The organism is Paenibacillus sp. P46E, assembly GCF_001909095.1.
Taxonomy (GTDB): domain Bacteria; phylum Bacillota; class Bacilli; order Paenibacillales; family Paenibacillaceae; genus Paenibacillus_AQ; species Paenibacillus_AQ helianthi.
In genome coordinates this window covers 184,926-211,281 of the sequence record NZ_LVYZ01000044.1, presented here as the reverse complement: position 1 = coordinate 211,281, position 26,356 = coordinate 184,926, and the positions used below count along the sequence as shown (strand labels likewise).

General features: G+C 48.6%; 24 protein-coding genes. 20 read left to right on the top strand and 4 right to left on the bottom strand.

The window, feature by feature from the left end; genetic code table 11:
* Window positions 1–6 precede the first annotated feature (6 nt).
* From A3849_RS16760 to A3849_RS16730, 8 genes are all read left to right on the top strand, one after another.
* Window positions 7–876, top strand: coding sequence for a hypothetical protein (locus tag A3849_RS16760; protein WP_074112436.1), 870 nt, complete (start codon window positions 7–9; stop codon window positions 874–876).
* 79 nt (window positions 877–955) lie between these two features.
* Window positions 956–1,168, top strand: a complete 213-nt coding sequence (locus tag A3849_RS16755) for a hypothetical protein (RefSeq protein ID WP_074112435.1) — start codon at window positions 956–958, stop codon at window positions 1,166–1,168.
* A gap of 5 nt (window positions 1,169–1,173) precedes the next feature.
* Window positions 1,174–1,317, top strand: a complete 144-nt coding sequence (locus A3849_RS32955) for a hypothetical protein (RefSeq protein ID WP_020428330.1) — start codon at window positions 1,174–1,176, stop codon at window positions 1,315–1,317.
* 15 nt (window positions 1,318–1,332) lie between these two features.
* Complete coding sequence (locus A3849_RS16750) at window positions 1,333–1,713, top strand: hypothetical protein (RefSeq protein ID WP_074112434.1); 381 nt, start codon at window positions 1,333–1,335, stop codon at window positions 1,711–1,713.
* 20 nt (window positions 1,714–1,733) lie between these two features.
* Window positions 1,734–2,231, top strand: a complete 498-nt coding sequence (locus A3849_RS16745; protein WP_074101605.1) for a hypothetical protein — start codon at window positions 1,734–1,736, stop codon at window positions 2,229–2,231.
* 31 nt (window positions 2,232–2,262) lie between these two features.
* The gene (locus A3849_RS16740) at window positions 2,263–2,862 is read left to right on the top strand and encodes a hypothetical protein (protein ID WP_143191837.1); all 600 of its coding nucleotides are present in this window, start codon (window positions 2,263–2,265) and stop codon (window positions 2,860–2,862) included.
* Window positions 2,859–5,123 carry a PKD domain-containing protein gene (locus A3849_RS16735; RefSeq protein WP_074112432.1) on the top strand — a complete coding sequence of 755 codons (2,265 nt, stop codon included), beginning with the start codon at window positions 2,859–2,861 and terminating at the stop codon, window positions 5,121–5,123. The genes A3849_RS16740 and A3849_RS16735 overlap by 4 nt, the downstream gene beginning before the upstream one ends.
* Before the next feature lie 765 nt (window positions 5,124–5,888).
* Window positions 5,889–9,020, top strand: coding sequence for a glycoside hydrolase family 78 protein (locus tag A3849_RS16730; RefSeq protein WP_143191836.1), 3,132 nt, complete (start codon window positions 5,889–5,891; stop codon window positions 9,018–9,020).
* 101 nt (window positions 9,021–9,121) lie between these two features.
* On the opposite strand, the gene A3849_RS16725 is transcribed toward A3849_RS16730, so the two are convergent.
* A complete protein-coding gene (locus A3849_RS16725; protein ID WP_178382720.1) occupies window positions 9,122–9,769 on the bottom strand; it encodes a hypothetical protein in 648 nt (215 codons plus the stop codon).
* A gap of 461 nt (window positions 9,770–10,230) precedes the next feature.
* Between A3849_RS16725 and tkt the strand changes: the two genes are divergently transcribed.
* The 3 genes from tkt to A3849_RS16710 all read left to right on the top strand — a co-directional run bounded on the left by tkt (window position 10,231) and on the right by A3849_RS16710 (window position 14,326).
* Entirely contained in the window at window positions 10,231–12,279 is a 2,049-nt protein-coding gene (gene tkt, locus A3849_RS16720) for a transketolase (protein WP_074112430.1), read from the top strand.
* Between the two features lie 34 nt (window positions 12,280–12,313).
* Window positions 12,314–12,631 (top strand): pyrimidine/purine nucleoside phosphorylase, encoded by a 318-nt coding sequence (ppnP, locus tag A3849_RS16715; protein WP_074112429.1) that lies wholly within the window; start codon window positions 12,314–12,316, stop codon window positions 12,629–12,631.
* Window positions 12,632–12,793: 162 nt separating this feature from the next.
* Window positions 12,794–14,326, top strand: a complete 1,533-nt coding sequence (locus tag A3849_RS16710) for a M14 family metallopeptidase (RefSeq protein WP_083613541.1) — start codon at window positions 12,794–12,796, stop codon at window positions 14,324–14,326.
* 15 nt (window positions 14,327–14,341) lie between these two features.
* Here A3849_RS16710 and A3849_RS16705 read toward each other — a convergent pair whose 3' ends face one another.
* Together A3849_RS16705 and A3849_RS16700 are read right to left on the bottom strand one after the other, a co-directional pair.
* A complete protein-coding gene (locus A3849_RS16705) occupies window positions 14,342–14,818 on the bottom strand; it encodes a GNAT family N-acetyltransferase (RefSeq protein WP_074112427.1) in 477 nt (158 codons plus the stop codon).
* Between the two features lie 94 nt (window positions 14,819–14,912).
* The gene (locus tag A3849_RS16700; RefSeq protein ID WP_074112426.1) at window positions 14,913–15,815 is read right to left on the bottom strand and encodes an NAD(P)-dependent oxidoreductase; all 903 of its coding nucleotides are present in this window, start codon (window positions 15,813–15,815) and stop codon (window positions 14,913–14,915) included.
* Window positions 15,816–16,062: 247 nt separating this feature from the next.
* Between A3849_RS16700 and A3849_RS16695 the strand changes: the two genes are divergently transcribed.
* The 3 genes from A3849_RS16695 to A3849_RS16685 all read left to right on the top strand — a co-directional run bounded on the left by A3849_RS16695 (window position 16,063) and on the right by A3849_RS16685 (window position 18,765).
* Window positions 16,063–17,418 carry a glucose-6-phosphate isomerase gene (locus A3849_RS16695; protein ID WP_074084892.1) on the top strand — a complete coding sequence of 452 codons (1,356 nt, stop codon included), beginning with the start codon at window positions 16,063–16,065 and terminating at the stop codon, window positions 17,416–17,418.
* Between the two features lie 129 nt (window positions 17,419–17,547).
* The gene (locus A3849_RS16690; RefSeq protein WP_074112485.1) at window positions 17,548–18,180 is read left to right on the top strand and encodes a YigZ family protein; all 633 of its coding nucleotides are present in this window, start codon (window positions 17,548–17,550) and stop codon (window positions 18,178–18,180) included.
* 3 nt (window positions 18,181–18,183) lie between these two features.
* Window positions 18,184–18,765 (top strand): TetR/AcrR family transcriptional regulator, encoded by a 582-nt coding sequence (locus A3849_RS16685; protein WP_074101599.1) that lies wholly within the window; start codon window positions 18,184–18,186, stop codon window positions 18,763–18,765.
* 187 nt (window positions 18,766–18,952) lie between these two features.
* Here A3849_RS16685 and A3849_RS16680 read toward each other — a convergent pair whose 3' ends face one another.
* Window positions 18,953–19,354 carry a secondary thiamine-phosphate synthase enzyme YjbQ gene (locus tag A3849_RS16680; RefSeq protein ID WP_074112425.1) on the bottom strand — a complete coding sequence of 134 codons (402 nt, stop codon included), beginning with the start codon at window positions 19,352–19,354 and terminating at the stop codon, window positions 18,953–18,955.
* Between the two features lie 185 nt (window positions 19,355–19,539).
* Here A3849_RS16680 and cysT point away from each other — a divergent pair, with 185 nt between their 5' ends.
* The 6 genes from cysT to hydE all read left to right on the top strand — a co-directional run bounded on the left by cysT (window position 19,540) and on the right by hydE (window position 26,172).
* Entirely contained in the window at window positions 19,540–20,355 is an 816-nt protein-coding gene (cysT, locus tag A3849_RS16675) for a sulfate ABC transporter permease subunit CysT (protein ID WP_074112424.1), read from the top strand.
* Window positions 20,352–21,149: a sulfate ABC transporter permease subunit gene (locus A3849_RS16670; RefSeq protein WP_074112423.1), complete on the top strand. Its 798-nt coding sequence runs from the start codon at window positions 20,352–20,354 to the stop codon at window positions 21,147–21,149. The genes cysT and A3849_RS16670 overlap by 4 nt, the downstream gene beginning before the upstream one ends.
* Before the next feature lies 1 nt (window position 21,150).
* Window positions 21,151–22,215, top strand: coding sequence for a sulfate/molybdate ABC transporter ATP-binding protein (locus A3849_RS16665; protein ID WP_074112422.1), 1,065 nt, complete (start codon window positions 21,151–21,153; stop codon window positions 22,213–22,215).
* 109 nt (window positions 22,216–22,324) lie between these two features.
* Window positions 22,325–23,392: a sulfate ABC transporter substrate-binding protein gene (locus A3849_RS16660; protein WP_074112421.1), complete on the top strand. Its 1,068-nt coding sequence runs from the start codon at window positions 22,325–22,327 to the stop codon at window positions 23,390–23,392.
* Between the two features lie 208 nt (window positions 23,393–23,600).
* Window positions 23,601–24,383, top strand: coding sequence for an MBL fold metallo-hydrolase (locus tag A3849_RS16655; RefSeq protein WP_074112420.1), 783 nt, complete (start codon window positions 23,601–23,603; stop codon window positions 24,381–24,383).
* A 706-nt stretch (window positions 24,384–25,089) separates the two neighbouring features.
* Window positions 25,090–26,172 (top strand): [FeFe] hydrogenase H-cluster radical SAM maturase HydE, encoded by a 1,083-nt coding sequence (gene hydE / locus A3849_RS16650; RefSeq protein WP_256700803.1) that lies wholly within the window; start codon window positions 25,090–25,092, stop codon window positions 26,170–26,172.
* The last annotated feature ends 184 nt before the right edge of the window (window positions 26,173–26,356 follow it).

Below are 26,356 nucleotides of genomic sequence, written 5' to 3'. Positions count from 1 at the left end.
TGAATTATGGACAGACTCTTACTTTTAATTGCTGTACTCGGAATTGTATATCTTTCGTTGCTGGTGTTTGTGAGCAGCAGTTCCAGACAGGAACGTTATCTGCTTCGGCTGGGTACCAGGTGGAAGATAATCGGAGAACGGATGCACAACGAGCGGCTGCAGCTGCTGTTGAATAACAGCGGTCTAACCCTTTCTGCAGGCAAAATCACACTGTTCCGCTATTCGGCCGCATTGATTTATTTGTTGGTTCAGGGGGCAGGAGATTTCCTGCGTTCGGAGGTTTTTTCTATCTATGATCTGCTTGTTGCTGTTCTGATTCTGTTGATCACCAGTCCGTTAAGATATCTTCCGCTGGGGTGGCTGCTCGCCTGGCTTCATCAGAAGACCCTCATTCAAAAAGACGGTGAGTTGATCTCCTTCATCCGGCTCTATGAGAACAATCGGCTGCGCAAACGGGGTTACGTGCAGTTTGGAGCTTTTTGCGCCGGAACAGCCGGACATTTCAATTACATTCGCCAGGATCTGTATGAGCTGTCCGAACGTGCTGTTGATGAGGGTACCGAACGGGCGATTGAATGGTTCTGCGGTAAATTCCCGGACAACCACGCTTTTATCAACGATATCCGTTCCATTCTGCTGGCTACGGAGGGGATGGACGATGATACGGAAGCAGCCAATTATTTGCGGGAGCAAGGCAAGATCATTACCAAGATCTCCAGTGATCAGTATTTGAAAAAATGGTCCTTCATCGGAGACGTCTCTACCATCATCAACGTGATTCCCTCCATCGCCACTTTCCTAATGATTGTGTCGCTGGCAATGCAGTACATTTTGCTAATCAAAGGCAACTTCAATGGGGTGGGGATGTTTCAGTGAGTGGATGAATTGCATCGTATGAAATTTTCTATATTCAAGAATCATTTAAAAATATAAAATGAAAAGGGAGATATTAACAATGAAAAAAGACGCCATTTCTACTGGATTGTTCATCGCTATCGGATTCCTGTGTGTTGCCATCGTAATTGCCATTTTGATTCCGGTTGTTCGGGATGTCATTAACTCTGCGGACGACAACAGACCAACCATTCCAGGTGTCACTATGGTGCAACCGGTAGAGTCCGGACCATCGGCTACACTTGCCCAGACCCAGTTCCACACTTCGGTCTAATCACGATGAAAAAAGACTCCATCTCAGTTGCCATGTTTCTGGCTATCGGCTTTGTGATTGCAGGCATGTTCATCGCAGCGGCAACTAACATTATCGGCAGCAGCCAGGACGATATCATTACACACACCAAACAAGTCGAGCAGTATTAAGAGGGGGCGTAGGCATTGAAAGCTACCGTTCTCCGGGCATTATTCATGTGGCTTGTCTTGTTCATTATCCTGCAGCCCATCTTCACCTACATTGATTATCTGCTCGATTTGCAGGTCAAGGCCAATACCTCCTATATTACGCAAAAAGCGGCAACGGAGGGGATGGTCACGGCTTCAATGAAAAGTGAGGTCATCGCGAATCTAAAGGCTGTTGGATTTCCTGAGGCTTCGATTCAAATCACAAGCAGCACGGAAACTGTTCAGGAACGCAAGCGCCGCATGGATGTGTATATCTCAGCACCACGTATGAATCTTTTCCCGTATAATTTTTCCGGAGTGGCCCAGCCCACACGTTATTACGGGCACGGTTCTATCATGAGTGAGTATCTCGACTGATTAAGGGATGAACCTAATCTATGGACTATATTATTAAGCTGGCGTTTGTTCTACTGATCTTCGTCTATTCCTGGTTTTTTCAGATTCAGAATCAGGAATGGGACATGCTGCGCAGCATGCTCAAGGATGCTAATAACATAGCCGTCCATGACGCATCACAGGAGCTTAATGAGTCCGCACGGGCACAAGGCCGTCTGATCATCGATCCGGCTGAAGCTTTTGCCACATTCCGGCAATCCCTTCAAGCGAATCTGGGACTGGACGACGGCCTGTCCCCCCTGGCGGGCAGCAGGCTTCAAACTCAAGTGAAAATTGTAAAGTTCGACATAGTCGATCAATCCAGCGGAGTTACTTTTCCTTTTCTCTACGAGGATAGCAACTATGGCATCACTAAATACATACAAGGTCCGTCCGTGATCGCTGTCATCGAGACGGCCCATCCGGTGCTGATCTCCCGGGCAAAAGTTCAGGAGGCCATCATCGTTCCTGCTGTGCAGGAGTACAAGATGAATGATTAATCACACAAAAATATTAAGGGGGAATTCAAAAATGAAAAAAACAATGATGAAATCAGTTCTGGCAGCGGCGATGTTGGCGGGTGCAGTGGTGGGGCAGGGGAGTGTTTCGAATGCTGCGGGCACGACTCCCGCGGTTGCTGCCGCTACTGCCGTGCCAATTATGAGGGATAATCTTGCGAAGTATGGACTTGTAAAAGATGTGGAGTTGCCGGTTACTGTGACGGCTGGTGGATTGAGTTATACGTTGGAGAAGATCATGATTTATGAAACAAAGTCGGATATGGCCCAAGCGGTGATTAAGAAGTATGGATATACTGGAACTGAAGATCAAAAATATTTCATTTGGACGAAAATTACAATTGTGAATAATAGTAAAGCTCTTGTCCAGTTTAGTTCTAAAGACTTGAACAGTAAGTGGAGATTTAATTTTGGCGAAGAAGCATGGACACGGATGCCAGAGAAATTGGCGGAAAAAACGAACAGTACAGTAGCGCTATGGGGCTGGGAGCTTGCTCCAGGTAAAAAGTTATCAACTTATCAAGCTTACAGCTATGATGGGGATTTCAAATGGTTTTATGTTTCTCTGAGCAATAAAGGTGCTAAGGCATACTTGGATGTGGTGAAAAATTGATTAAAAAATCTTTGATTATCAGTTTTTCCATGGCCCTCTTTTTAGCATTATTGGTACCATCGTTAACTTATTCAGCACAAGACCCGAATGTAAAGTCAACCTCAGTAGCTATTCCCGTCAACATAGGGTTGACGGGTTCAGGCAATGCAGCTAAGAGCTTTTCCTTGGATCTTCCAAGCGGTTTAACAACGTCATCCATTAAGACCAGTACATTGAAATATTCCGGAAACAACACCGTGATTGATAACATCGGTGTCGAAAATGGAAAAATAAAAATCAATCTGAAGGGGAATGAGAAGGCGGAGAGATTTTCAGTTAAAGGGACAGATGGTCGCTTTACAGAGAACTTTCTAACTGTCCCTGGAAACTCTATATGGCGTTATTCAGACGGACGACGTTGGCAAATTAACGATTATGACGAGAATCGTGGGGTTAACTTCAGCTACAACGTTAACGCGACGGATTCACTGACGCCTTCCGGAGAACCCCCAAAACGAACTGTTACAACCAAAGCGGATCCAGTTGTCCCTAGTACAGCTACCTGGTATAAGGACGAGGCAAACAAAATAGATTACAGCAGTGTTATTCCATCCAGCATCCAAATTGTAGCTCTTCCCTTGATTAATGGTTCGGGTTCAGCAACAGTACAGAATAACAAATTTTCTGTGTCACAGACAATTCCCTCCAATAATTTTGTTGCAGAGAAAGTCTCTGACAGCTTCGAAAAAGGACCATGGGTATTAGGGCGCTTATATTATGCCAATGTTCCATACTACTTCTCTGGCCAAGCCCAAGTTAAATCTTACAGCTACGCCGGAACAGTAACCTTCGACTACAAACTCCCTACTGAGCCTACACTAACAGGCGAAGTAGGGCTTATTGACCCCAACCCCAATCCGGCGAGAGCAAGCGGGAGCGATATTCCCGTGAAAATATCCATTAAAGGATTGCTTTCGGCTTATCAAAATTCGTCTAACATCGAGGAATGGGTATTTTTTGCAAAGGAAACCGGTAACGAGGCTTCTTTAAAAACCAAGAAAGATCAAGCGAAAGTTTTCACCAGCCAACAGAGTTTTGATTTTCTGATCAGTAAAACCAAGACCAATGTTCCGAATTTCACACAAAATTACACATTAACTGTAACAGTGCGCTTTGCACAGCCGGTTATCACTGCAGGAGGCAGCGTATCCTCTCTAAGCGAGACCTTCACCATTAATGCAAGTACGTACACGGGTCCGGGCCCCTCCACTACGCCACCACCTACTTCAGGACCGGGTGAGTTGTATCCGCCATTCGCCCGAATTACGGCGCCTACCAAAGTAAAAGGTGGTCAAAGCTTTATCGTTTCTGGTGCAAATTCATTCGATAAAGACGGAACTATTGTTTCGTATAAATGGGAGCAGCCGAATGCGAATGAGGCGTTGTACGGTAAATCCAGTGATACCAGCTATCCGTTATCTCTGATTGGGACAACACAGACCATCACCCTTACGGTAACCGACAACTCCGGATTAACAGGTACGACCTCACAAGATGTAGAGGTGGTGGCTCCTGTTCCAGCCCCCTATTTGACTGTTGGTGGAACGCTGAAGGAAAACCGCAAGGTTTCCCTGCATAATGAAACAAGGGTTGGACCCGATGATTTTCCTCTTGTCCCGGCAAAAACGAAATTCAAAATTGAATGGTTAGAGGGGAACGGAAGCAATGCAGATATTAAATATAGCGGAAGTTTGATCGGCATCGACGATGTGGATTTTCTAGTCAAATCGCCAGGGAAATATCGGGTCAGCCTGTATGTTGAAAATACAGCAGGGTATGGAGCTACAGCTACCAGGACGCTAACTATTTCACCAGACGAAGCACCTATACCGTATATATCCATTCCTTCCGGAGCTTATAGAGATCCCAGTGATGGGAACAGGGCCAAAGTAGTGCTTGATGATTTATCCATTTCTCCGGATTTTGATTATTTAGCCCATCGTTTTTGGCAGTACCGGTACGACAGCGATAATGACGGAAACTTTAACGAAGAAAATTGGGTAGTGATTAGCGATGCTAACCTTGACCGGGTGACTTTTTATTTGACTGAGGTAGGAAGATACGAGTTTCGGTTAACATTGACTGAGGAATTTGGACAACCGACGATTGATAAATTTGTGACTGCCGCAGATCGTCGAACGGCAAATACGGATTCACAGGCAACCACCGAAAAAATCATAACAGTATACAATCGAAAACCAGTTACAGACTGGACCTGGTAGGAGTTGATTGACATGAAGCATTTGAAAAATCATTTATCAGTTCATATTAGAGTGTTAGTGGTAATCACTCTTATCCTTTCGTCTGTTTTAGGTGGGATTGGGAATGGGAATAAAGCTAGTGCATTAGATACTTCCATTGTAGAGTACATGGACTACCACCAGCCAGCCCGGGATCTTACTGGAGATAACGATTGTGAACAATACGCCGATAATCCCAATTGGTTGTATAGAAATATTTGTTACAGTGTAGACTCGAATGCAAGCATACATGTGAGTGCATATGATGTCACAAATATCAAATACAATACCGTAACACGTGAATTTTCTTATCACATGAGTGCAATGACAGCTAGCATCGAAACGACGAGAAAATATACGACTGCTCACGGATATGATCTGAATTTTGCTTACGTCCCCAACCCCGACACAGATGGTTTGCCAATGCGTAATGAGCATTTAGTTGAAGGTGATGGTATTAACGAAAATGGAGATCCATTTACGTATGACGGCAAAGACTATCCATGGTGGTATAATCGAACGGATCAAACTTTTTTAGATTCTGCCGGAAACGGTTTGTCCATGGTGGATAGTAGTCCGTGGTTTCCCCACTCTCAAAAAACGTACTCGTGGGCTGCCCGAGACTTTAAATCCACCCTGAAATATATTACAGTCCCCAAGTATTTGAATATAAATTTGAATCTTGGTGACTTTTGGTACAATGCTTATTCCGCTAGTTACTGGGTTTATTCTGGCGTGAAGGTTCCTTTGATAAAAAACAGCGCACCTATTATAAGTATTACTACGCAAAACAATGCCGTTATCTATAATGAATCGGGCAGCAGCACATTAAATGTACAAGGATATGTACAGGACGCAGATAATGATACGGTAAGTGTCATTGTAGAGGTCCCAAACATCTTCTACAGGAAAATTAATGTAGCGAATACCTTGTCTCCTCAATATTTTTCAGTCCCCATCGATGCTGTTGGCGATTCTCTTTCTCCAGGTACTTATACAGCAACCGTCACAGTTGTAGACAAGTACAATTTCAAAGATTCAAGGCAAGTGTCCTTCATCGTCAAAAATAAATTAAAGAACAAGTTTTATTATTTAGTTGGAACGCCGTTTGAAATTAATTATTCTTACGAGGATTATGAGAGTGATCCCTTCCATTCGGTGCGGTTCAGGTATGATCATGATCCCAGCTTTTTCGACAACTCCCAGGGGACCTTACCGGACTCCGGCCTATGGCGATCCTCCATGTACAATGCTTTTAATTATCCAGGCTGGTACAATGCAACCGTCCAGGTAAGGGATAATCCGAAGAATGATACCTTTGATGAGTTCCGGATGTGGAGTGGAGATAACAATTCAAGTTTAGTGTTTTTAATACACCGTAAGCCCACAGCTTTATTTTCTGCTAAGGTAATTGGAAATACAGTTCAAGTGGTGGATAACTCGTATGATATCGATCATACCACAGCCTCCAATAAGGGCTTGATTACCTGGCAATGGCAGTGGCGAAAGGTGGGGAACGAGGTCTGGAATGACGGAATCCTTACCTCGTTGCCATCATGGGATGCTTATGAAATGCGGTTAAGGGTGCGAGATATGGACGGGCCTTCAGGGATAGGAGTGTGGAGTGACTGGAAGACGCAGCTGCTGGGAACGGGTTCGAACCTGCCGCCCGTTGCGAACTTCATTATTACCCCAATTACTTCAAGCTATCGCGGCAGTACGACGATCACCGATAAATCCTATGACCCAGACAATAATGGAATTGATACCCATGAATGGACCATCTACAAGAATGGAGCACAGATATATCACTATTATGGATCTCCAACCATACCACCAAGCCTCACTAATTATGGGACAGGCAACTACCAAGTGGTATTACGGGTCCGGGATACGCTCGGGGCATGGTCTGATAATTACTCGCAGTATGCCTATGTCCTGAATAATGCACCAATAGCGAAGTTCCAGATGCCGCCACAGGTGTACCGTGATTCAATTGTCACCATGGATAATCTTACACCGGACCCGGACGCAGATGGAGATACGCTGAGCTATACATGGTATGGGAAATACAGCAACAAGAGCTACTACTATGCCGGCAGCAACCGAAATCAGTCCGTCAGTATTCGGAACCTAATTCACTCGCAAGGGATATCGGATAAAACTGCTGTCTCAACAAATTGGGAAATGCGCTTAAATGTCAGCGATGGTGTGAACACAAGCTATGCAACGCAGGTGTTTGAGATCCTTAACCATGTGCCGACTGCCGAAATTATAGGTCCAGCAGCGGTTTCACAGTACAGCACGATAACGTACAATTCTGGAGCTACGGATGAAGACAGTTCAGATTTGAACAGCCTGAAATATTATTGGAGATTGACGGATGTGGATGGAAAAGAATCGATAGTAACCACTAAAAGTGTAACTTTGACGTTCGATGATCCAGGTGTCTATACACTGACCCATTGGGCGGTGGATCAGATTGGAGATAAAAGTAATATTGCAAATCTGAAGGTCACGGTTGCGCCAAACCTTGCGCCATCCATGACATTAACATCTCCAGCCGGTACTCCGGGAAATCCTACGGTACTGGATGCCGAATTGCAGGGAGATCCGCTGATCAAATGGAACTACAGTGATCCGGAGAACGACCCACAGGAGAAATACCGGCTGGAGTTCTATTTCACCAAAGATGATTTGCTGGCCAAAACGGTAGAGAATACGGATAGCGACGGAAGTGTTAGACAGTATCAAGCGCCTAACATGACGTTCGAGCGTTTTGTGAATTATTACTTGTATGGCCGTTCGTACTCTAAAAATTCCTGGTCGGAAAGCTCCAACGAAAAAGCTTTCATCATCGACAACCCGCCGCATCCGGGCTTTACCCTGTTCACAGATACCGGACGTGACGCGACTACCGTGCCTGTCTACCGGACAGATGTACTCCAGATTAAAAGTACAGCTACAGACGCCGATTTACCGAAAGGTGATAGCATTAAGCATCAATATTTCCTGAAGCCATCAGGTGGGGCGGAGAGCTTGGCGGGTACGCAGAGTGCGTTTACCAAGCAATTTAGTTCGAACGGTACTTTTACTCTTCGGCAGAGGGTTACGGATTCCTTGGGGCTGTACCGGGAACTGACTCAGACCATTACGGTTGTGAACCGTATCCCTACAGCTGATATCACATATCCGGCCAGCACCAGTCAGGCTAGTCCAACGATCGTCAGTACGCTGACTCCAATCATCAAATGGGAGTATCGTGACGAAGACGGAGATCAGCAGCAGCGTTATAAGGTAAGAATCATTAATCTGACTACCGGAGCGGTCACTGTGCAGTCCGGCGAACAAGCATCAAGCGATGAACAGTGGCAAATACCGTCCAGCGCCTTGGCGGAGAATCAGAAGTATGCTGCCGAGGTAGAGGTCTATGACGGCTTCAACTGGAGCACCGTGTCTCCCCGTAAATACTTTATGGTCAACCTGCTTACGGTTAAGGGAGGGGTGCAGCATACGGCAGAGTGGAATGCCAACCGACAATCCTATAATTTGAATAAAAGCGGGAGTGCAGAGAGTCCGCGGGGATATAGCGTGTATTGGGCGGGAGAACGCTTTGTGCTGCAAGCGAATGCAACCGGGCTGCCAGATACGATTAATGTAGTAATGTCTGGGGGGTATACAGTGCAGCTCAGTCCTACAGACAGCGGGAAAACGTTATGGAGCGGTGAATTATACGATCCCATGTTTGAAAAACTGCCAGACGGTCCAGTTACGTTTACTTTCACCGCAAAGAATGAGTATAACACCAAAATAGATGCGGTAACCGTTACCGTGCTGGGAGACTGGACAGAATACTTTCAGAGCCATAGGGTCAAATAGAACGTTGCGGATAAGCAAGTCTTAGCATTGTGAATTGTGAATTGTGAACCTGACCGATGTGAGGTATTCATTGTAAGCAGCAGCGTGCGGAGAGCGGGCGTTCAGACAACCCCTTCCGCACGTTCATCCTGCAGCCTTATCAATCTTGCCGCGACGGAAGCTGGAACTGCGGACCCTGAAGAAGGATGTACGCCGGAAGCATGGCCTGTCATTCTGTGTGTTCTGTGCATATAGTAGGACAGCTTACCGCTGAAGATTTTGTGCGCGCACAGAGAGTCAGCGAAATCTTCGGGAGTCACGAAGCAGGAGGGCTTGGCTACTGGATGAACAGCAGACTCTTCGAACACAGAGGCGACAAAATGGGAGCAGAAATAAGCGTCTTCCCGGTTGATTTTTACATTCAGCAGAACACCGATCAAGCCTAACAAATGGTATTTGTAGCGGTCCTGGTGCTCCATCATGCCCTTCACGTGGTTGTACATCTTTTCGTATTCGTCCTTGCTCACTCTGAGCTGATAGATTGCACAGTCCGCACTGTTATAAAAGGGATGGATAAAGTCCTCGCGGATCAGTCCTGCGACAAAGGGATTATAGGCTTTTTTTCGCCCGAAGCTGTACACCTCTCGCAGTTCACAGTCGAAGGCAATCGAAGCATGATTGAGCTCGGCTTTGGTAAACCATTTAATGAGCCCGCTAAAGGCAGTGCCCGTTCCGGTAAGCACAACGTAGATATTATGATTTGCAGTCATTTTCGCGATTCCTTTCTGCTGAAAATATGAATAATTTGGTATAACCGCTCACTTAAGTAGTTCCATCTTACTGTATATTCCAGCATTGTAAAACAAACTTTAGTCTAATTCCGGTACTGGACCAAAGCCTAAGTTGTAGACTGGTCTTATGTATATTGCAGAACATTTAAGAGGATCGCTCCTCCGTTATATCTAAAATAAAACGTTTTCATTTATGAATCTATCATACTCTATTTTTGCTCTGGCAGCCTGTTCTTTTCAAAGTACGGGCTGTTTTTTACTGCTCTTGTGGGGGAGTGAACTGTTGTGAAACACTGGAAAATTGATGCATAGATTAGACTGAAACCGCAAAATATAAGCTGTTCGAACATAGAGTTTGCAAAAACAATTGGAAATGCTTCCACTTTAGTGATACAATAATAGTCAAAATGACATTCTTGAATTCGAGGAGGATTATTTTCATGACTGAACAGGCAAAAGAACAAGCCATCCACAAAAAAGAAAACTCCACAGTGGACAACCTGGCCATCACGACGATCCGCACGCTTGCTATCGATGCGATTGAAAAAGCAAATTCCGGACACCCGGGAATGCCGATGGGTTCAGCTCCAATGGGGTATCAGCTGTTTGCGAAGACTATGAATCATAATCCGGAGCACCCGACCTGGGTTAACCGTGACCGCTTTGTATTGTCTGCCGGACACGGTTCCATGCTGCTGTACAGCCTGCTGCACCTGAGCGGCTATGATCTGCCGATGGAAGAATTGAAGCAATTCCGCCAATGGGGAAGCCTGACACCGGGACATCCGGAATTCGGTCATACTGCAGGTGTTGATGCTACTACCGGTCCGCTGGGTCAGGGTATCGGGATGGCAGTAGGGATGGCAATGGCTGAGGCTCAGCTGGGCGCTACCTATAATAAAGGCGAACACAATGTAATTGACCATTATACGTACGCAATCTGCGGCGACGGCGATTTGATGGAAGGGATCTCTTCCGAATCTGCTTCGCTTGCCGGCCATTTGAAGCTCGGCAAACTGATTGTCATGTACGATTCCAATGATATCTCGCTGGACGGCAAGCTGAATCTTGCGTTCTCCGAGAATGTTGCCAAACGTTTTGAAGCTTATGGCTGGCAGGTTCTGCGTGTGGAAGACGGCAACGACCTTCCTGCACTGGGCAAGGCTATTGGTGAAGCACAAGCCGACAGCAGCAAGCCAACACTCATTGAAGTGAAGACGGTTATCGGCTACGGCAGTCCGAACAAACAAGGTAAAGGCGGCCACGGCGGTACTCACGGTTCCCCGCTGGGAGCAGATGAAGCGAAGCTGACGAAGGATTTCTACAAATGGGTATATGAAGAAAACTTCTATGTGCCTGATGAAGTCCGTGCCCGTTTTGCTGAAGTGAAGGAAAAAGGCATTGCAGCCAACAAAGCATGGGACGAGAAATTCGCGGAATACAAAAAAGCATACCCAGAGCTTGCAGCACAGTTCGAAACGGCTCTGAAGGGTGAACTTCCTGAAGGCTGGGATGCGAATCTTCCATTCTACAAAGCTGAAGACAAAGCAGTGTCCACCCGTGTTGCCTCCGGTAATGCCCTGAACGGACTGACTGCGGGAGTTCCTCAGTTGGTGGGCGGTTCTGCCGACCTGGAAAGCTCGACAATGACTCATCTGAACGGTCTCGACCAATTCACTCCGGATTCCTACGATGGCCGTAATATTTATTTCGGTGTACGCGAGTTCGGTATGGCTGCGGCGATGAACGGGATTGCCCTGCATAGTGGTCTCAAAGTATTCGGCGGTACGTTCTTCGTATTCACCGACTACCTGCGTCCGGCGGTTCGTCTGGCTTCGATTATGAAGCTTCCGGTAACTTATGTGCTTACGCATGACAGTATCGCTGTTGGTGAAGACGGTCCTACGCATGAACCTATCGAGCAGCTCGCTTCCCTGCGCATCATTCCGGGCCTTACAGTGATCCGTCCGGCTGACGGCAATGAAACCTCTGCCGCTTGGGCCTATGCAATGGAAAACACTTCAAATCCGGTAGCGCTGGTGCTGACCCGCCAAAACCTGCCGATCCTGCAAGGCACGGTAGACGGAGTGCGTGATAACATCAAACGCGGCGGATACGTGGTTTCCGATTCCAAGAACGGTACACCGCAGGCACAAATTATCGCAACAGGCTCCGAGGTTCAATTGGCAGTGAAAGCACAGGCTGCTCTTGCCGAAGAAGGCATCGATGTCCGTGTCATCAGTTTGCCGAGCTGGGATCTGTTCGAGAAGCAAGATAAAGCCTACCGTGATTCCGTTATCCTGCCTGAAGTCAGAGCGCGGCTGGCTATCGAAATGGCGCAAACCTTCGGCTGGGAACGTTACACCGGCGACCAGGGAGATATCCTGGGCATAACAACGTTTGGCGCTTCCGCACCTGGCGATACTGTAATCAGAGAATATGGCTTTACGGTTGAAAATGTAGTCAGCCGCGTGAAGGCCCTGCTATAATAGACGGATTAAGGACAAAGGGGAGAATAAGCAGATGAGTCAGTTCACCAACGCGACAATTCAAAAAGCAGCTAATATTTATTACGATGGAAAAGTTACCAGCCGTACAGTTACTTTGCAGGACGGCACCAAGGTGACGCTCGGCATCATGCTGCCTGGAGTGTATGAATTCGGTACCGAAGGCCCTGAGACGATGGAAATTCTGTCCGGCGATCTAAAAGTGCTGCTTCCCGGCTCAGACATTTGGAAAGATATCAAGGGCACAGACACCTTCCACGTTCCCGGCAACTCCAAGTTTTCGCTGGAAGTATTCGCATTAACTGATTATTGCTGTTCTTACCCGGTTTTGTAATTCAAGCCAAGGAATGAAGAGTGTCCCGACAGCTCCGGCTGCTGGGACACTTTTTTTGTTTCACGCAGATAAATCTACTAATTCTTAATATTGACGATATGGGTACATTTTCATATACTTCCACTAGCTACGAGAGAGGCTAGAGTGCCTCAAGCAGATAGAATGGGAGATGGAAATGTGATAAAGTCAGGGTTTTGCAAGGAAATACATAAGGTTACGCTATTTTTATTAAGTTGTATATTACTAGTCTCTTTGTTCGTTACTACCGGACCAGCACAGGCATCGGCAAACCTTGTGAACCCCAATCAGGTATACTCCTATACGGTAATGCAAAGGGATATTGAGAGAGTTGTGAAGCAATACCCCGACCTCGTATCTTATGAATCACTGGGACAAACCGCATATGGGCGGCAATTGTTTGCAGTGAAGTTAGGGAGAGGGGAATCCGTGCTGTTTCTTAACGGTTCTCATCATGCCAGAGAGTGGATGACAAGTTCTCTGTTGATGAAAATGATCGATACTTATGCTGAGGCCTATAACAGTAATAGTAAAATCGGTGATTACAACGTACGCAGTTTACTGGATGAAGTCAGCATTTGGATCGTTCCGATGGTAAATCCGGATGGAGTTACATTATCTCAACAAGGTACAGCAGGGTTGCCGGCAAGTCTAGCCCAAACACTGCGTCAATATAACGGAAACAGCACGAACTTTACCCGCTGGAAAGCAAATATGCAGGGAATTGATCTTAACCGCCAATATCCGGCAAGCTGGAATACGATAAAGAATGCGGCCAAGTATCCTTCGTATCAGAATTATAAGGGGCAGAAGCCGGGGCAAGCACCTGAAGTGCAGATGATGATGGATTTTACCCGTAAGATTGATCCGGAGGTTACCATTTCCTACCATAGCTCCGGTGAAATCATATTCTGGCATTTCAATACCTTGAACAGCAATCTGACCCGCGACAAAACGATGGCCCGGGCACTTGGCAACCTGACAGGCTACTCTCTGGTGACTCCGGAGAAGAACCCTTCGGGCGGCGGGTATAAGGATTGGTTCATTCAAGAGTATGGCCGTCCCGGGTTTACTATTGAGATTGCAAATTATGCCGGTGAGAGCAGTGTTCCGTTAAATCAGTTCAACAGGATCTGGTCTGAAAATAAAGAGGTTGGGCTGTATTCTGCAACGCAATCCTATTCTTTATGGCTTAAGAAGCAGACTATTCAGTATCTTCAGCAATCTATGAGTCTGGTAGGGGGAACAGTGCTATTTTCTTCAATAGGAGCGCAGGCGGGCGGTGTCCAGCTGCAACCGCAAAAAATTCATGTGATGGCCCGGAAGGGAGACTGGTATCAGGTTCAGGCCAATGAAGGACAGGGATGGATCCATCCGTCACCGGGAAAGCTGACGATCATCGAGGAGATCAAAGCAACTGCTGAATTAAAAGTAAGTTCACCTGCCTATAAATATCCGGATGCCTTCTCTCCTAAAGTGACTAGCCTCGCACCGCAAACTGTCGAAGTATCGGGAAGATGGGGAACCTGGCTGCTGGCCTCCACCCCAAGCGGAACCTGGTGGATTGACGGGCGTAAGGCAGAGCTCAAGTGGCCCATAGAGGATACTGGGCAAAATACGGCTACGGAAGTGGAGACATCCGGGGGAATACAGTTAGAACCTGTAACTACTCCGTAATATCAATCAAATTCATTACTGCTGCCGGGTTCGTTCATATTGAATCAGTGTTTCTCCACTAGGTTCGAGCGGAACCTCTGCGATCTGCACAAATCCCAGCTTTTCATAGAAATATTGGTTTCTGACCGCCCATGAAGGGGTATCCAGTGTCCATTTCTGCGCATTGGGGAAAGTGCTGAACAGGAAGTTGAATGCATCTTGCCCGTACCCCCGGTTTTGATATAGCGGGTCTATGAAGATACGGCCGAGATGATATTCCCGTTCATCCGGTGAAGCGAATACAAGCATTCCGCCGATGATAGAGTCATCTGCAAGCAGCTTGTAATATAAGCCCTTCTCCATCATCTCGCTTTGCCAGGAGCTGGAGCTATATCCCGGTGGTCCGTCTTCAGCTTTGTTCTGAAACCGCTGGGCGTCGTGATCAAATGTGGTTTTTTGGACTCTAGCTAACGCAGGAGCGTCTAACGGATCAGCTAACTGGATAAACAGCATATTGATTTCCTCCTTGGTATTTTAGCCATCAAAAGACGCAGCCTGAAATTCCAGCTGCGCCAAATTAAAACCTGAGTATGTGAGAAGAGACTGCTTATTCCTTGCTTGCGCCGCCGCCGATCTTCTGGCCGATCCATTCTTCATAGGATTTGACCACTGCGGACAGATCTTCGTCCCCGAAGCCGTGGTTGAACCCGGCCTGGAACATGCTTTTGGCTACGCCAAGCATAGGTGAGGGCACACCTGTAGAGTCACTGAGTGAGGAAGCCAGCTTGAGATCCTTCAGCATCAGGGCAAGGGAGAACTGGTTGCTGAAATCATTATCGATGATCTTCTGGCCCTTCAGCTCAGCTTGTTTGCTGCCGGCCGATCCGTTCTTCACCAGTTCCAGGAACTTGTCAGCGGGAACGCCCGATTTTACCGCGATGGAGAAGCCTTCAGCGAGCGCGACATTATGAATGCCGACCATAGCGTTATGTGCCAGCTTCGCAACTGCACCGCTGCCGTTACCGCCCATATGCAGCAGCAGTCTGCCCATGGAGTCGAAGATATCCCGGTGCTCTTCAATGACATCAGCACTGCCGCCAACCATGAATACCAGTGTGCCTTCAATGGCGGCGGGTTTGCTGCCCGTTACTGGCGCATCCAGGAACTTTCCACCCCGTTCCTCCACGGCTGCAGCGATTTCACGGGCCAAACCAGGAGATATTGTACTGGAATCGACTACGGTTGCGCCTGGTTTGATCACGTCCAGGATACCGTTTGCGCCGTAGAATACTTCACGGATAGAATCATCATTGCTGATCATGGTAATAATAATATCCTTGCCTTTGGCGGCTTCTTGAGATGTTGCAGCCACCTGGGCGCCTTCTGCCCGGAGAGGTTCGCTTTTGCTTGATGTCCGGTTGTACACTGTAACCCCAAATCCGCTGCGCAGCAGGTTGGAAGCCATGGGTGCACCCATTGTTCCGAGTCCGATAAAGCCGATCTGTTTCATTCCGTTTCCACCTTCGCTCTTTGTAATGGCATGCTTTGTTATATTCTATCACGCCCCCAGAGCTTGTTCCACACAACCGTGCTTTGCTCTAGCGGCAAGCGCTTCCACAAAACTTTCAAAAACATGGTTCTAAAGCCCGGGATGTGCCTTAAGACCTTGCCAGTACAGGCAAATTAAAGTATCCTATTATAAAGTTGTACCAAACGGTGTCAAATCTAAAGAGATATACAGGAGGTTACCAATACCGATGTCCAAGAAGATTAATTTTGACTACACCAAAGCCCTTTCCTTCTTTAGCCAGCATGAGATTGACTACTTTGCCGCCCCGGTGAAGCTGGCCCATGAGCAGCTTCATAACAAAAGTGGAGCAGGTTCCGACTACCTGGGCTGGATCGATCTGCCTACAGCGTATGACAAGGAAGAGTTCGCCCGTATCCAACAGGCTGCCAAGAAAATCCAAGGGGATTCCGATGTGCTTATCGTTATCGGTATCGGCGGTTCTTATCTGGGTGCGCGTGCAGCGATTGAAGCGCTCTCGCATTCCTTCTATAACAACCTTTCCAAAGACAAACGCAAAACACCGGAAGTTTATTTTGCAGGGAACAATATCAGCTCGACATACATCACACACCTGCTTGACCTCGTAGAAGGCAAAGACTTCTCCGTGAACGTTATCTCCAAATCCGGAACAACTACTGAGCCGGCAATCGCATTCCGCATTTTCCGCGCTGCGCTGGAGAAGAAATACGGCAAAGAAGAAGCTCGCAAACGTATCTACGCCACTACTGACAAGGAGAAGGGCGCACTCAAGAAGCTTGCGAATGAAGAAGGCTATGAGTCGTTCATTATTCCTGACGATGTAGGCGGACGTTATTCCGTGCTCACACCAGTAGGTCTGCTGCCAATCGCAGTGGCTGGAATCAACATCGAAGAAATGATGCAAGGGGCCGCAGCCGCAGCCGATGAGTTCAACAATCCTGATGTGGCTACCAACCAGAGCTATCAATATGCTGCAGTCCGCAATGCTTTGTACCGCAAGGGCAAGACAACGGAAATTCTCGTTAACTACGAACCTTCCCTGCACTTTGTATCCGAATGGTGGAAGCAGCTGTACGGCGAAAGCGAAGGCAAGGATTTCAAGGGGATTTATCCATCCTCCGTTGATTTCTCCACGGATCTGCATTCCATGGGCCAATTCATTCAAGAGGGTAACCGGAATATCTTTGAAACAGTAATTCAGGTCGAACAAGTTCAGCATCATGTGTCGATTGAGAATGATCCGGATGATCTGGACGGTCTGAACTTCCTGACTGGGAAGACCATGGATTTTGTCAACAAAAAAGCGTTCCAGGGTACGATGCTGGCACACACAGACGGACAAGTGCCGAATCTGATCGTGACCATCCCGGATCAAACGCCTTATACCTTTGGGTACCTGGTGTACTTCTTTGAAAAAGCGTGCGGAATCAGCGGATACCTGCTGGGCGTTAATCCGTTTGACCAACCGGGCGTAGAAGCATACAAGAAGAATATGTTCGCGCTGCTCGGCAAGCCGGGCTACGAGAAAGAAAAAGCAGAGCTCGAAGCCAGACTTACCGAATAGTATCACCGAACACCGCAGATTATTCATACAAGCAGTAAGCACCCGGGAGCAGTCCATAGGTAATCCAATACCATGGCCTGCTCCTAATATATATCAAGTTATTATATAGATGTTAGGAATGGAATAATGATGCTGGAACAATACCGGACGGTGCGCTCTCCCGGTTCCCGGGAAGTCGTAATCCGTAAGTCACGTTTTATCGGTCATGTTATGCCGGTAGAGAACGAAGAAGAAGCGGTTCAATTTATCGAGAATATCAAGAAGCAGCATTGGAATGCCACACATAACTGCTCTGCTTATATGATTGGTGAGCGGGACGAGATCCAGAGACAGTCGGATGACGGGGAACCGAGTGGAACGGCCGGTAAACCGATTTTGGAAGTAATTCGCAGCCAAAACGTTAAAAATGTCGCAATTGTGGTTACCCGTTATTTCGGAGGCATTATGCTGGGTGCAGGCGGATTAATCCGGGCCTATACGGACGGCGCTGTGCTGGCACTCGAAGCTGGAGAAGTGATCACCTGTGTGCTGAGGCGGGAGGTATTTGTTGAAATCGACTATACCTGGCTGGGCAAGGTTGAGAACGAGCTTAGAGGAAGAGGCATTCAGACGGGTGAAACTTTATTTACGGATAAGGTTACGCTGCTGTGTCTTCCACGCAATGATGATGGTGACGCATTTATGGCATGGATAACGGATCTTACCCAGGGGCAAGCACTGGTTACAGAAGGGCGGCGGCTTTACTACAGCGAAGGGGAATAAGATATGGCAAGAAGAGCAGTCGAGCAGGAGTTGTCGAGGGAAAGAATCCTGGAAGCGGCGAGGCATTTATTTATTACCAAGGGATACCGGGCCATATCGATGCGCAGCATTGGCCAGCATTTGGGGTACAGCCATGGTTCGCTCTATTATCACTTCAAGGAAAAGGCTGAGTTGTTCTATGCCATCGTCGTCGAGGATTTCAATCATGTAGCCACATTGCTGAATCAAGTCATGCAGACTCCTCCTGAAACGGGAATGACCCGGGTGGAACAGCTGATTCTGGAATTTATCCGGTTTGGCTTGGATCATCCTTACCAGTATGAAATTATGTTCATGATCCGTGACGAAGAACTGCTTGCTTATTGTCGTGCGGAACAGGGCCGATGTTTTGAGTTATTCGCAGGTATTGTACGTTCTCATATGAAGGAAGAGGGGTATGTGTCTGAAGACTGGCAGAGCATCCCGTTAACCTTGTTCTTGTCTGCACACGGATTTATTTCTTACTATATCCAGGATAAGGTATCCTTCGAAGATGTCAGGCAGGCTGCAATCATGCATGTCAAGGTATTAAGCCGCAGCTTGTAGGGCTTGTTTTTTTATCACTTATCAATTTAGCGCGTTGCATTGGTATTACTTTATTACTTTCAATAGTGAAAGCGCGAAGGCGGATCTCATAGGTGTAGGTGTATAAAAGGCGGCTCCCCGGGACTAGGCGGAGCCGCTATTTTTGTTAGGCAAGGAAGTGTTTGTGGAATTGGCGGTTAAGGCTGTCTTAGCCCTCAATAATCTTAAAATGGCATTGCCGCCGTCTGGGCCCGTCGAACTCACAGAAATAAATGCCCTGCCAGCGTCCCAGCAGCAGTGCTCCTTCATGAATAATTATACTTTGTGAGGGGCCGGCGGTGATGGATTTCAAATGGGAAGCCGTATTACCCTCTCCATGACGATATTTGGGATGCTCCCAAGGGAAAACCTCATCAAGCCTCATTAACACATCATGCTTGACATTAGGGTCGGCATTTTCATTAATGGCTATTCCGGCTGTGGTATGCGGGCAGTAGACGACGATGATCCCATTCTGTACACCGCTCTTTTTGACATAGGAAATGACTTCGCGGGTGATGTCCCGCAGTTCATCCCGTTTGCTGGTACTGATCTCCATAGTGTGTAGCATACCTTATCCCCTCTCTGTGTTGCCAATATACTATATTTTACCCCAAATCGGCATGAAAGTAATTGACGGGGCAAGGGGCATTTGGTAAAGTAGTGATAACTTTAAACCAAGTATATTAATAGGAATAATTATGGCTGTAAAGGCGAGTATACCGACCGGTAAGCCGGAGGTGGGGGGACTTATTCTTGAATACGCTGCTTAGACACAAGGGATGGACCTGGGGATTCCGCACGACGATACTTCTTTATTTTGTTGTACTGATTGTTCTGCCAATACTCGGTGTCTATTACAACTCATTCTCTCTGGGCTTCGGAAACTTTGCCGAGAGCGTCAGCGACCCGATTGCCTGGAAGTCGGTACTGTTGACATTGAAACTGGCCGTTATTGCTACAGTTATTAATGTTCTGCTCGGCACGATGATTGCCTGGGTGCTGATCCGCTATCAATTTCCCGGCAAGGCACTGCTGAACAGTCTTGTGGATTTGCCATTTGCGCTGCCGACAGCGGTTGGGGGGCTAATGATTCTGCTGCTGCTGGGTCCGGGAAGTCTGATTGGCGGAATGGCTGAAGCATTGGGATTTGAGATTGTATTTCACCAGCCGGCTATTGTGATTGCCATGGTCTTTGTAACTTTTCCATTTGTGATCCGTGCGGTACAGCCGCTGCTGGAAGAATTGGACCCCTCTGAAGAGGAAGCGGCCTATACGATGGGAGCTACACGCAGCCGGGTATTCCGGCAGGTTATTCTTCCTTCCATGGCCCCCGGGATGATTAGTGGCGGCATGCTTGCATTCTCCCGCGCACTTGCCGAATTTGGAGCTGTCGTGCTCGTAGCGGGTAATATTCCAGGACGGACACTAGTGTCCTCCGTGTTTATTTTCGGTGAAGTTGAAAGTGACAATCCGGTCGGTGCCGCAGCAGTATCCATCATCCTGTTAACCTTGTCCTTTCTCATTCTATGGCTGATCAATATGCTGCAGATGCGGGGGAGAAGAGCATGAGGAGACTTTGGATCGGACTGACTTATCTTGTGTTTTTCCTGCTGATTGCTGCACCTCTCGGGAAAATGGCGATCGGTGCCTTCAGTGAAGGCTTCGGCGGCTTCTGGGATGCCTTGACCCGGCCGGAGGCGCTGCACGCGCTGATGATGACAGGATTCGTCGTTGTGGTGGTCACGCTGCTCAATACGCTGTTTGGCATTATGATGGCCTTGTATTTGGTAAGGGCGAACTGGCTGGGCAGACGGGTCAGAGGGCTTTTGAACAGCATTGTAGATCTGCCTTATGCCGTATCTCCGGTTATTGGCGGACTGATGATTGTGCTCCTGCTCGGGCCGGATAGTGCGCTGGGTGCTGTATTTGAGCAAATCGGGATGAAGATTGTGTATGCTTTTCCGGGAATGGTTATTGCCACACTCTTCGTGACCTTTCCTCTGATGGTGCGTGAGGTTATGCCTGTGCTTCAGGAGATCGGGTCCCAGCAGGAGGAGGCAGCTTCAACGCTTGGTGCGTATGGCTGGACTACCTTTTGGAAGGTAACCTGGCCCTCCATCCGCTGGGCTGTGATCTACGGTGTGATTCTAACGGTTGCGCGTTCCCTGGGTGAATTCGGGGCAGTGCTGGTGGTTTCGGGGAACATCATGAACAAAACCCAGACTGCCACTACGCTGGTCTATCAGGACGTCGAGAACTTCAATGTAACGGCTGCGGGCGGTATAGCGCTGGTGCTGGCCGCATTCTCCGCGGGTCTGCTGCTGCTTATGGAATGGAGCAAACGAAGAAAGGAAGTGCATTAATATGCATGTGGAAGTCCGGGGACTCGATAAGCATTTTGGAGATTTTCATGCGGTGAAGGACGTTAACTTCGGAATTACCAAAGGCCATCTCATTGGCCTGCTCGGTCCAAGCGGCGGCGGCAAAACCTCGATACTGCGCATGCTGGCGGGCCTTGAGACACCGGACAGCGGCGAGATCATTTTTCACGGCAAGACCGTAAATAATCTTCCGCCCCAGGAACGCGAGATCGGCTTTGTATTCCAGAACTATGCGCTATTCAAGCACATGACTGTGTATGAGAATATTGCTTTTGGACTCAAGGTGAAAAAGGTGAACAAAAACACGATCCAGCACCGGGTGGCCGAGCTGGTGGAGCTTACGGGACTGAAGGGCTTTGAGAAACGCTATCCGCATCAGCTTTCGGGCGGGCAGCGTCAGCGGGTCGCTTTTGCCCGGGCGCTTGCACCTGAGCCGCAGCTGTTGCTGCTGGATGAGCCGTTCGCCGCGATTGACGCCAAGATCCGGCAGGAGCTGCGTTCATGGCTTCGCGAGCTGATTGAGCGCGTTGGCATCACCTCCATTTTCGTGACCCATGACCAGGATGAAGCCATTGAAGTGGCGGATGAGATTATGATCATTAATCAGGGACGGCTGGAGCAGAAGGGCACACCTTGGGATATCTATAAAGAGCCGAAAACGCCGTTTGTGGCAACCTTTATCGGGGAATCCACCCTGATCGGGAGCGCTTCCGAGCTGAAGGGCTTCAAGAATGCAGGTGGCGGCAAGCCTACCAAGGCACTGATTCGTCCGGAATATATCGAAGTAGGTAACCTAAATGAATTCAAAATGGCCTCGGCCACGGAACAGGGCATCGTGAAGCATCTGCATTTCCGCGGCAGTGAATGGCTGGTTGAGGTGGAAGTGAACGGCCACAAGCTGGTGACCTACCGTTCTCTGGAAAAAGAAACCCTTACGCCGGGCCAGGAAATCGCTGTGCTTGTCCACCGTGCCTACTTGTTCAATGACGAGCGGAGCTGGATTCAAGAGAATGGACTGAAGGAAGATCCAATGCCTGTGTTTATCTAATAATAGAAGAATTTCTAGGTTTTTTGGGGTCCCCGCAAAGTGCTTGAGTACGTTTCGAATTCAAATCTCCACTGTGTGGGGGTATCTTGTCAAAGGATGTGTCGCCGGGATGAGGCTTATCAAAAGGAGCAGACAACTGCACGGATGGCTGGCGCCCATAATGCTGGCAATGCTTGCACTGGCCGTGGCCGGCTGCGGGAATGGTAAGGAAAGCACGGCGGCTGACAACCCGCAGCATGGGGATCTTACGCTTGTGATAGGAGCTTATAGTGTGGCGAAGGATGCTCTGGGTGAGATTCTGCCCCTGTTCGCAGCAGAGTGGAAGACCAAAACGGGGCAGACCCTCACCTTTCAGCAGTCTTATGAGGCATCGGGAACCCAGGCGCGGGCCATTGTCGGCGGATTTGAAGCGGATGTGACGCTGCTGGCAATGGAAGGCGATGTGGAGAAGCTGGTTAAGGCTGGACTTGTTGAACCTGGCTGGAAGGACCGCGGGGTGAACGGAATGGTAACCCGCTCGGTGGTTGCACTGGGTACCCGGGAAGGCAACCCGAAGGGCATTCATGATTTTGCGGATCTGGCGAAGCCAGGGGTGAAGGTGCTCTATCCCAATCCGAAGACCTCCGGCGGGGCACAGTGGGATATCAACGCCATCTACGGGGCGGGCCTGAAGCTGTCTGAGGAGCAGGAGGGGGCAAAGGATCCAGCTGCCGCCAAAGCATTTTTGGAGAGCATACACGCGAACGTAGAGTCTCTGGACAAAAGCGGACGGGCTTCCATGGCGGCTTTTGAATACGGGGTGGGTGATGTGATCGTCACTTACGAGAATGAGCTGCTGGCCCGGATTGCCAAAGGTGTGAAATATGAGGTGGTTATTCCCAAGAATACGATCCTGATTGAAAATCCGGCTGCGGTCGTGGATAAGTATGCCAAAGAACACGGTACCAGCGAAGCAGCGGACGCATTGGTGGATTATCTGGCTACACCTGAAGCGCAGGAGGTCTTTGCCAAATACGGGTTCCGGCCCGTTGACAAGCAGGTCTATGCAGAGAATGAGAGCCGTTATCCGGTTCCTGCGGGCCTGTTCGACATTTCGTATCTCGGCGGCTGGAATGAGGTTCGTACTACACTGTATTCGAAGCGGGGTATCTGGTATCAGGTGCTGGCTGGAATCTAGGATGGAGAATTCGGATGAAAAAGAGTGGTCTCACGGCAGGGCTAACCTGCGGATGAGGCTGCTCTTTTTGATGTTCGGCCAGGGTTAGTCCGATGGACCGGAGCCACTTCTTACCGTAGGGTGCAATAGGTGGCTGAGCTGTTCTATAATGATAAAGAGTTTCCGAACATCCGTGACGCGTGACGCGAAATTTAAGGAGGGCTGGCTTGTGGACACATTGGTATTCTTGGGAACCGGGGACGCCATGGGCGTACCCCGGGTATATTGCAGCTGTGAGACCTGCATGGAGGCGAGAAGCAGCGGAGAAAATATCCGGCTGCGCTCCTCAGTGCTGATAGATAACGCCAGTGATTTCTGGGTCATAGACTGTGGCCCGGATTGGCGGCGCCAGATGGAGCTGGAGGGGCGGCGCAGCATGCGCAGGCTGCTGGTGACGCATGCCCATTTCGACCATATCGGCGGATTGCCGGAATGGGCAGACAGCTGCCGCTGGATGGGGTATAGAGGGGAGCTCTACGCGCCGGCGGAGGTGATCCCGGTAATTCAGCGGCAGTATCCGTGGCTTGGCGGCCACATCGATATGATTCCGTGTGATGACGGAGTTGAACTGGACGGGTGGCAGATCCGCACCTGGCGGGTCAACCATGGGAAGAACGGCTATTCCTATGCCTACAGGCTGGAAAAGGACGGCTACACCTGGGTCTATTGCCCGGACTCTATTTCCCTCTCTCCGGAGGAAACGAAGCATATGCATGGGGCGGACCTTCTGGTGCTGGGAACAAGCTTTTATTATGAATCTGCTGAGCTGTCCACCCGTTCAGTCTATGATATGACCGAAGCTGCAGAACTGCTGGATATCGTACAGCCAATCCGTGCCGTGTACACCCATATGTCGCATGATGTGGACTTCAGAAAAGACTACATTCTTCCGGGAAATGTGACCCTCGCGGTAACAGGGCTGAAGCTGCAACTGGGCCACGGTGAAGGCTGAGGCCTGACAGAGACTGGACGTCCTGACTGAGGGCCAAGCCTATAAGAGAAATTCTCCCCCAAGAGTCCCCATTGTGCATGACTGCTGCTGCTCAAGTGGGGGCCTTTTTTTTCCTTTTACAGAAAATTGGGGTCTTCCTTCGGTGTGAATATGGGAATGGAGGGCTGCTGGGCGCCGTGGGAAATTGGAGTGGAATTAGTGAACTTAAATGGGGCTCGAAGGCGTTGGGAAGTGGATTTAGTGGGAATTAGTAGACCTAATCTAAGCGGATTTTCCCGTACGTGTGCGAATGGGCCAGATTAAGTTTACTTTGTCCAACTAGCGTTTGCGGGGGATAGAAAAGGGAAGTATTAAGTTTACTTTTTCCACTTGAGCTTGCCTTTGGCCCAAGAACTCTCTCCCCGTATAAGCTCCCGGGTGTGTTCGTAATCTAAGATAGCAGCGGGTTTCCGATTGTCGGAAACCCGCTGTTTTTGATTCCTCTCCCTGAAAAATATTGTTCCCCCGACCCTATGGTGACAAGCACAATCTGCTTTTTTACAGGACTTCATGGAGGAGTTCTAAAGAAATGCATAAAAAGCGAAAAATGTGCAGATCACGCCGTCATGTTACCTACACACCCTGCATAATCTAGAGTAATTCGTTCACTGCGAGCTTGTTTTGCCTGGTAACGGACGGAGAAATAAGAGGTCTTCACTTGGCAGACATGCGGGATGGAGGAATACGCTCGATGGAAGGGTTGCTTGGCAAATTAGTTGAGCAGAACGAGCTGGATCAAGACGAAATGGTCTATTTTCTGCAGCATCTGACTCCCGAACTTAAGGTCCGGTTGTTCGATCTGGCGGCACAAACCCGGAAGCTGCACTATAATGAAAACGTTTTTTTGCGGGGCCTAATTGAATTTTCAAACTTTTGCAAACAGGACTGCCTGTATTGCGGTCTGCGGAGGTCGAATGCTGCGGCGGAGCGCTACCGGCTGACTGAGGAGGAGATTCTGGAGTGTGCGGAAGAGGGATACCGTCTCGGTTATCGTTCATTTGTCTTACAGAGCGGAGAAGATTTCTACTTCACTGAAGCACGGATGATCCGCTTGGTCACGACTATGAAGCTCCGTTTTCCTGATGCGGCAATCACTTTATCTATTGGAGAACGCAGCGAGGCCTTTTATCGTGCGCTGTTTGATGCTGGAACTGACCGGTACTTGCTTCGGCACGAGGCAGCCTCACGTTCGCTGTACCAGTCATTGCATCCGGGGATGTCATATGATAACCGTGTGAACTGCCTGCGTACACTCAAGAAGATTGGCTACCAGGTTGGAGCCGGCTTTATGGTGGGACTTCCCGGACAGACCCATGAGCACCTGGCAGAGGATCTCCTCTTTCTGAAGGAACTCCATCCGGAAATGATTGGCATCGGCCCGTTCATCCCGCATAGCGCAACTCCGCTTAAAGATGCTCAGGGGGGGACGGTTGAAGACACGCTCGTAATGATTGCCATGGCAAGATTGCTCATTCCGGATGCGCTGATGCCTGCAACTACGGCAATGGGAACTCTTGATCATACAGGCAGGGAAAAGGCACTTGCGGCGGGCAGTAACGTAGTGATGCCCATACTCTCCCCTCTGAGCGTCCGCAGGAAATATGCGCTGTACGAGAACAAGATTTGTACGGGGGACGAGGCTTCCCAATGCAGAAGCTGTATGGAGATGAGGATCGCAGCCGCCGGCTATAAGATTGATCTCACTAGAGGGGATCATTGCAGCTTCAACCGAACACCAGAGAAAAGCTAGAGCGTGAGGTTTATTTTAGACCTATAAGTGAATAATTTCACGTTCGATGGCCCGGTGATTTAAGCACATGCAGCCAAGCAAGTCTTGTACGAAGTGATCTGATAGAAGGAATGCTGACAAAACTAAGCTCATGCTTCCGGAGCTAGTTTTGTACGAAGTGATCTCATAGATAGAATGCTGACAA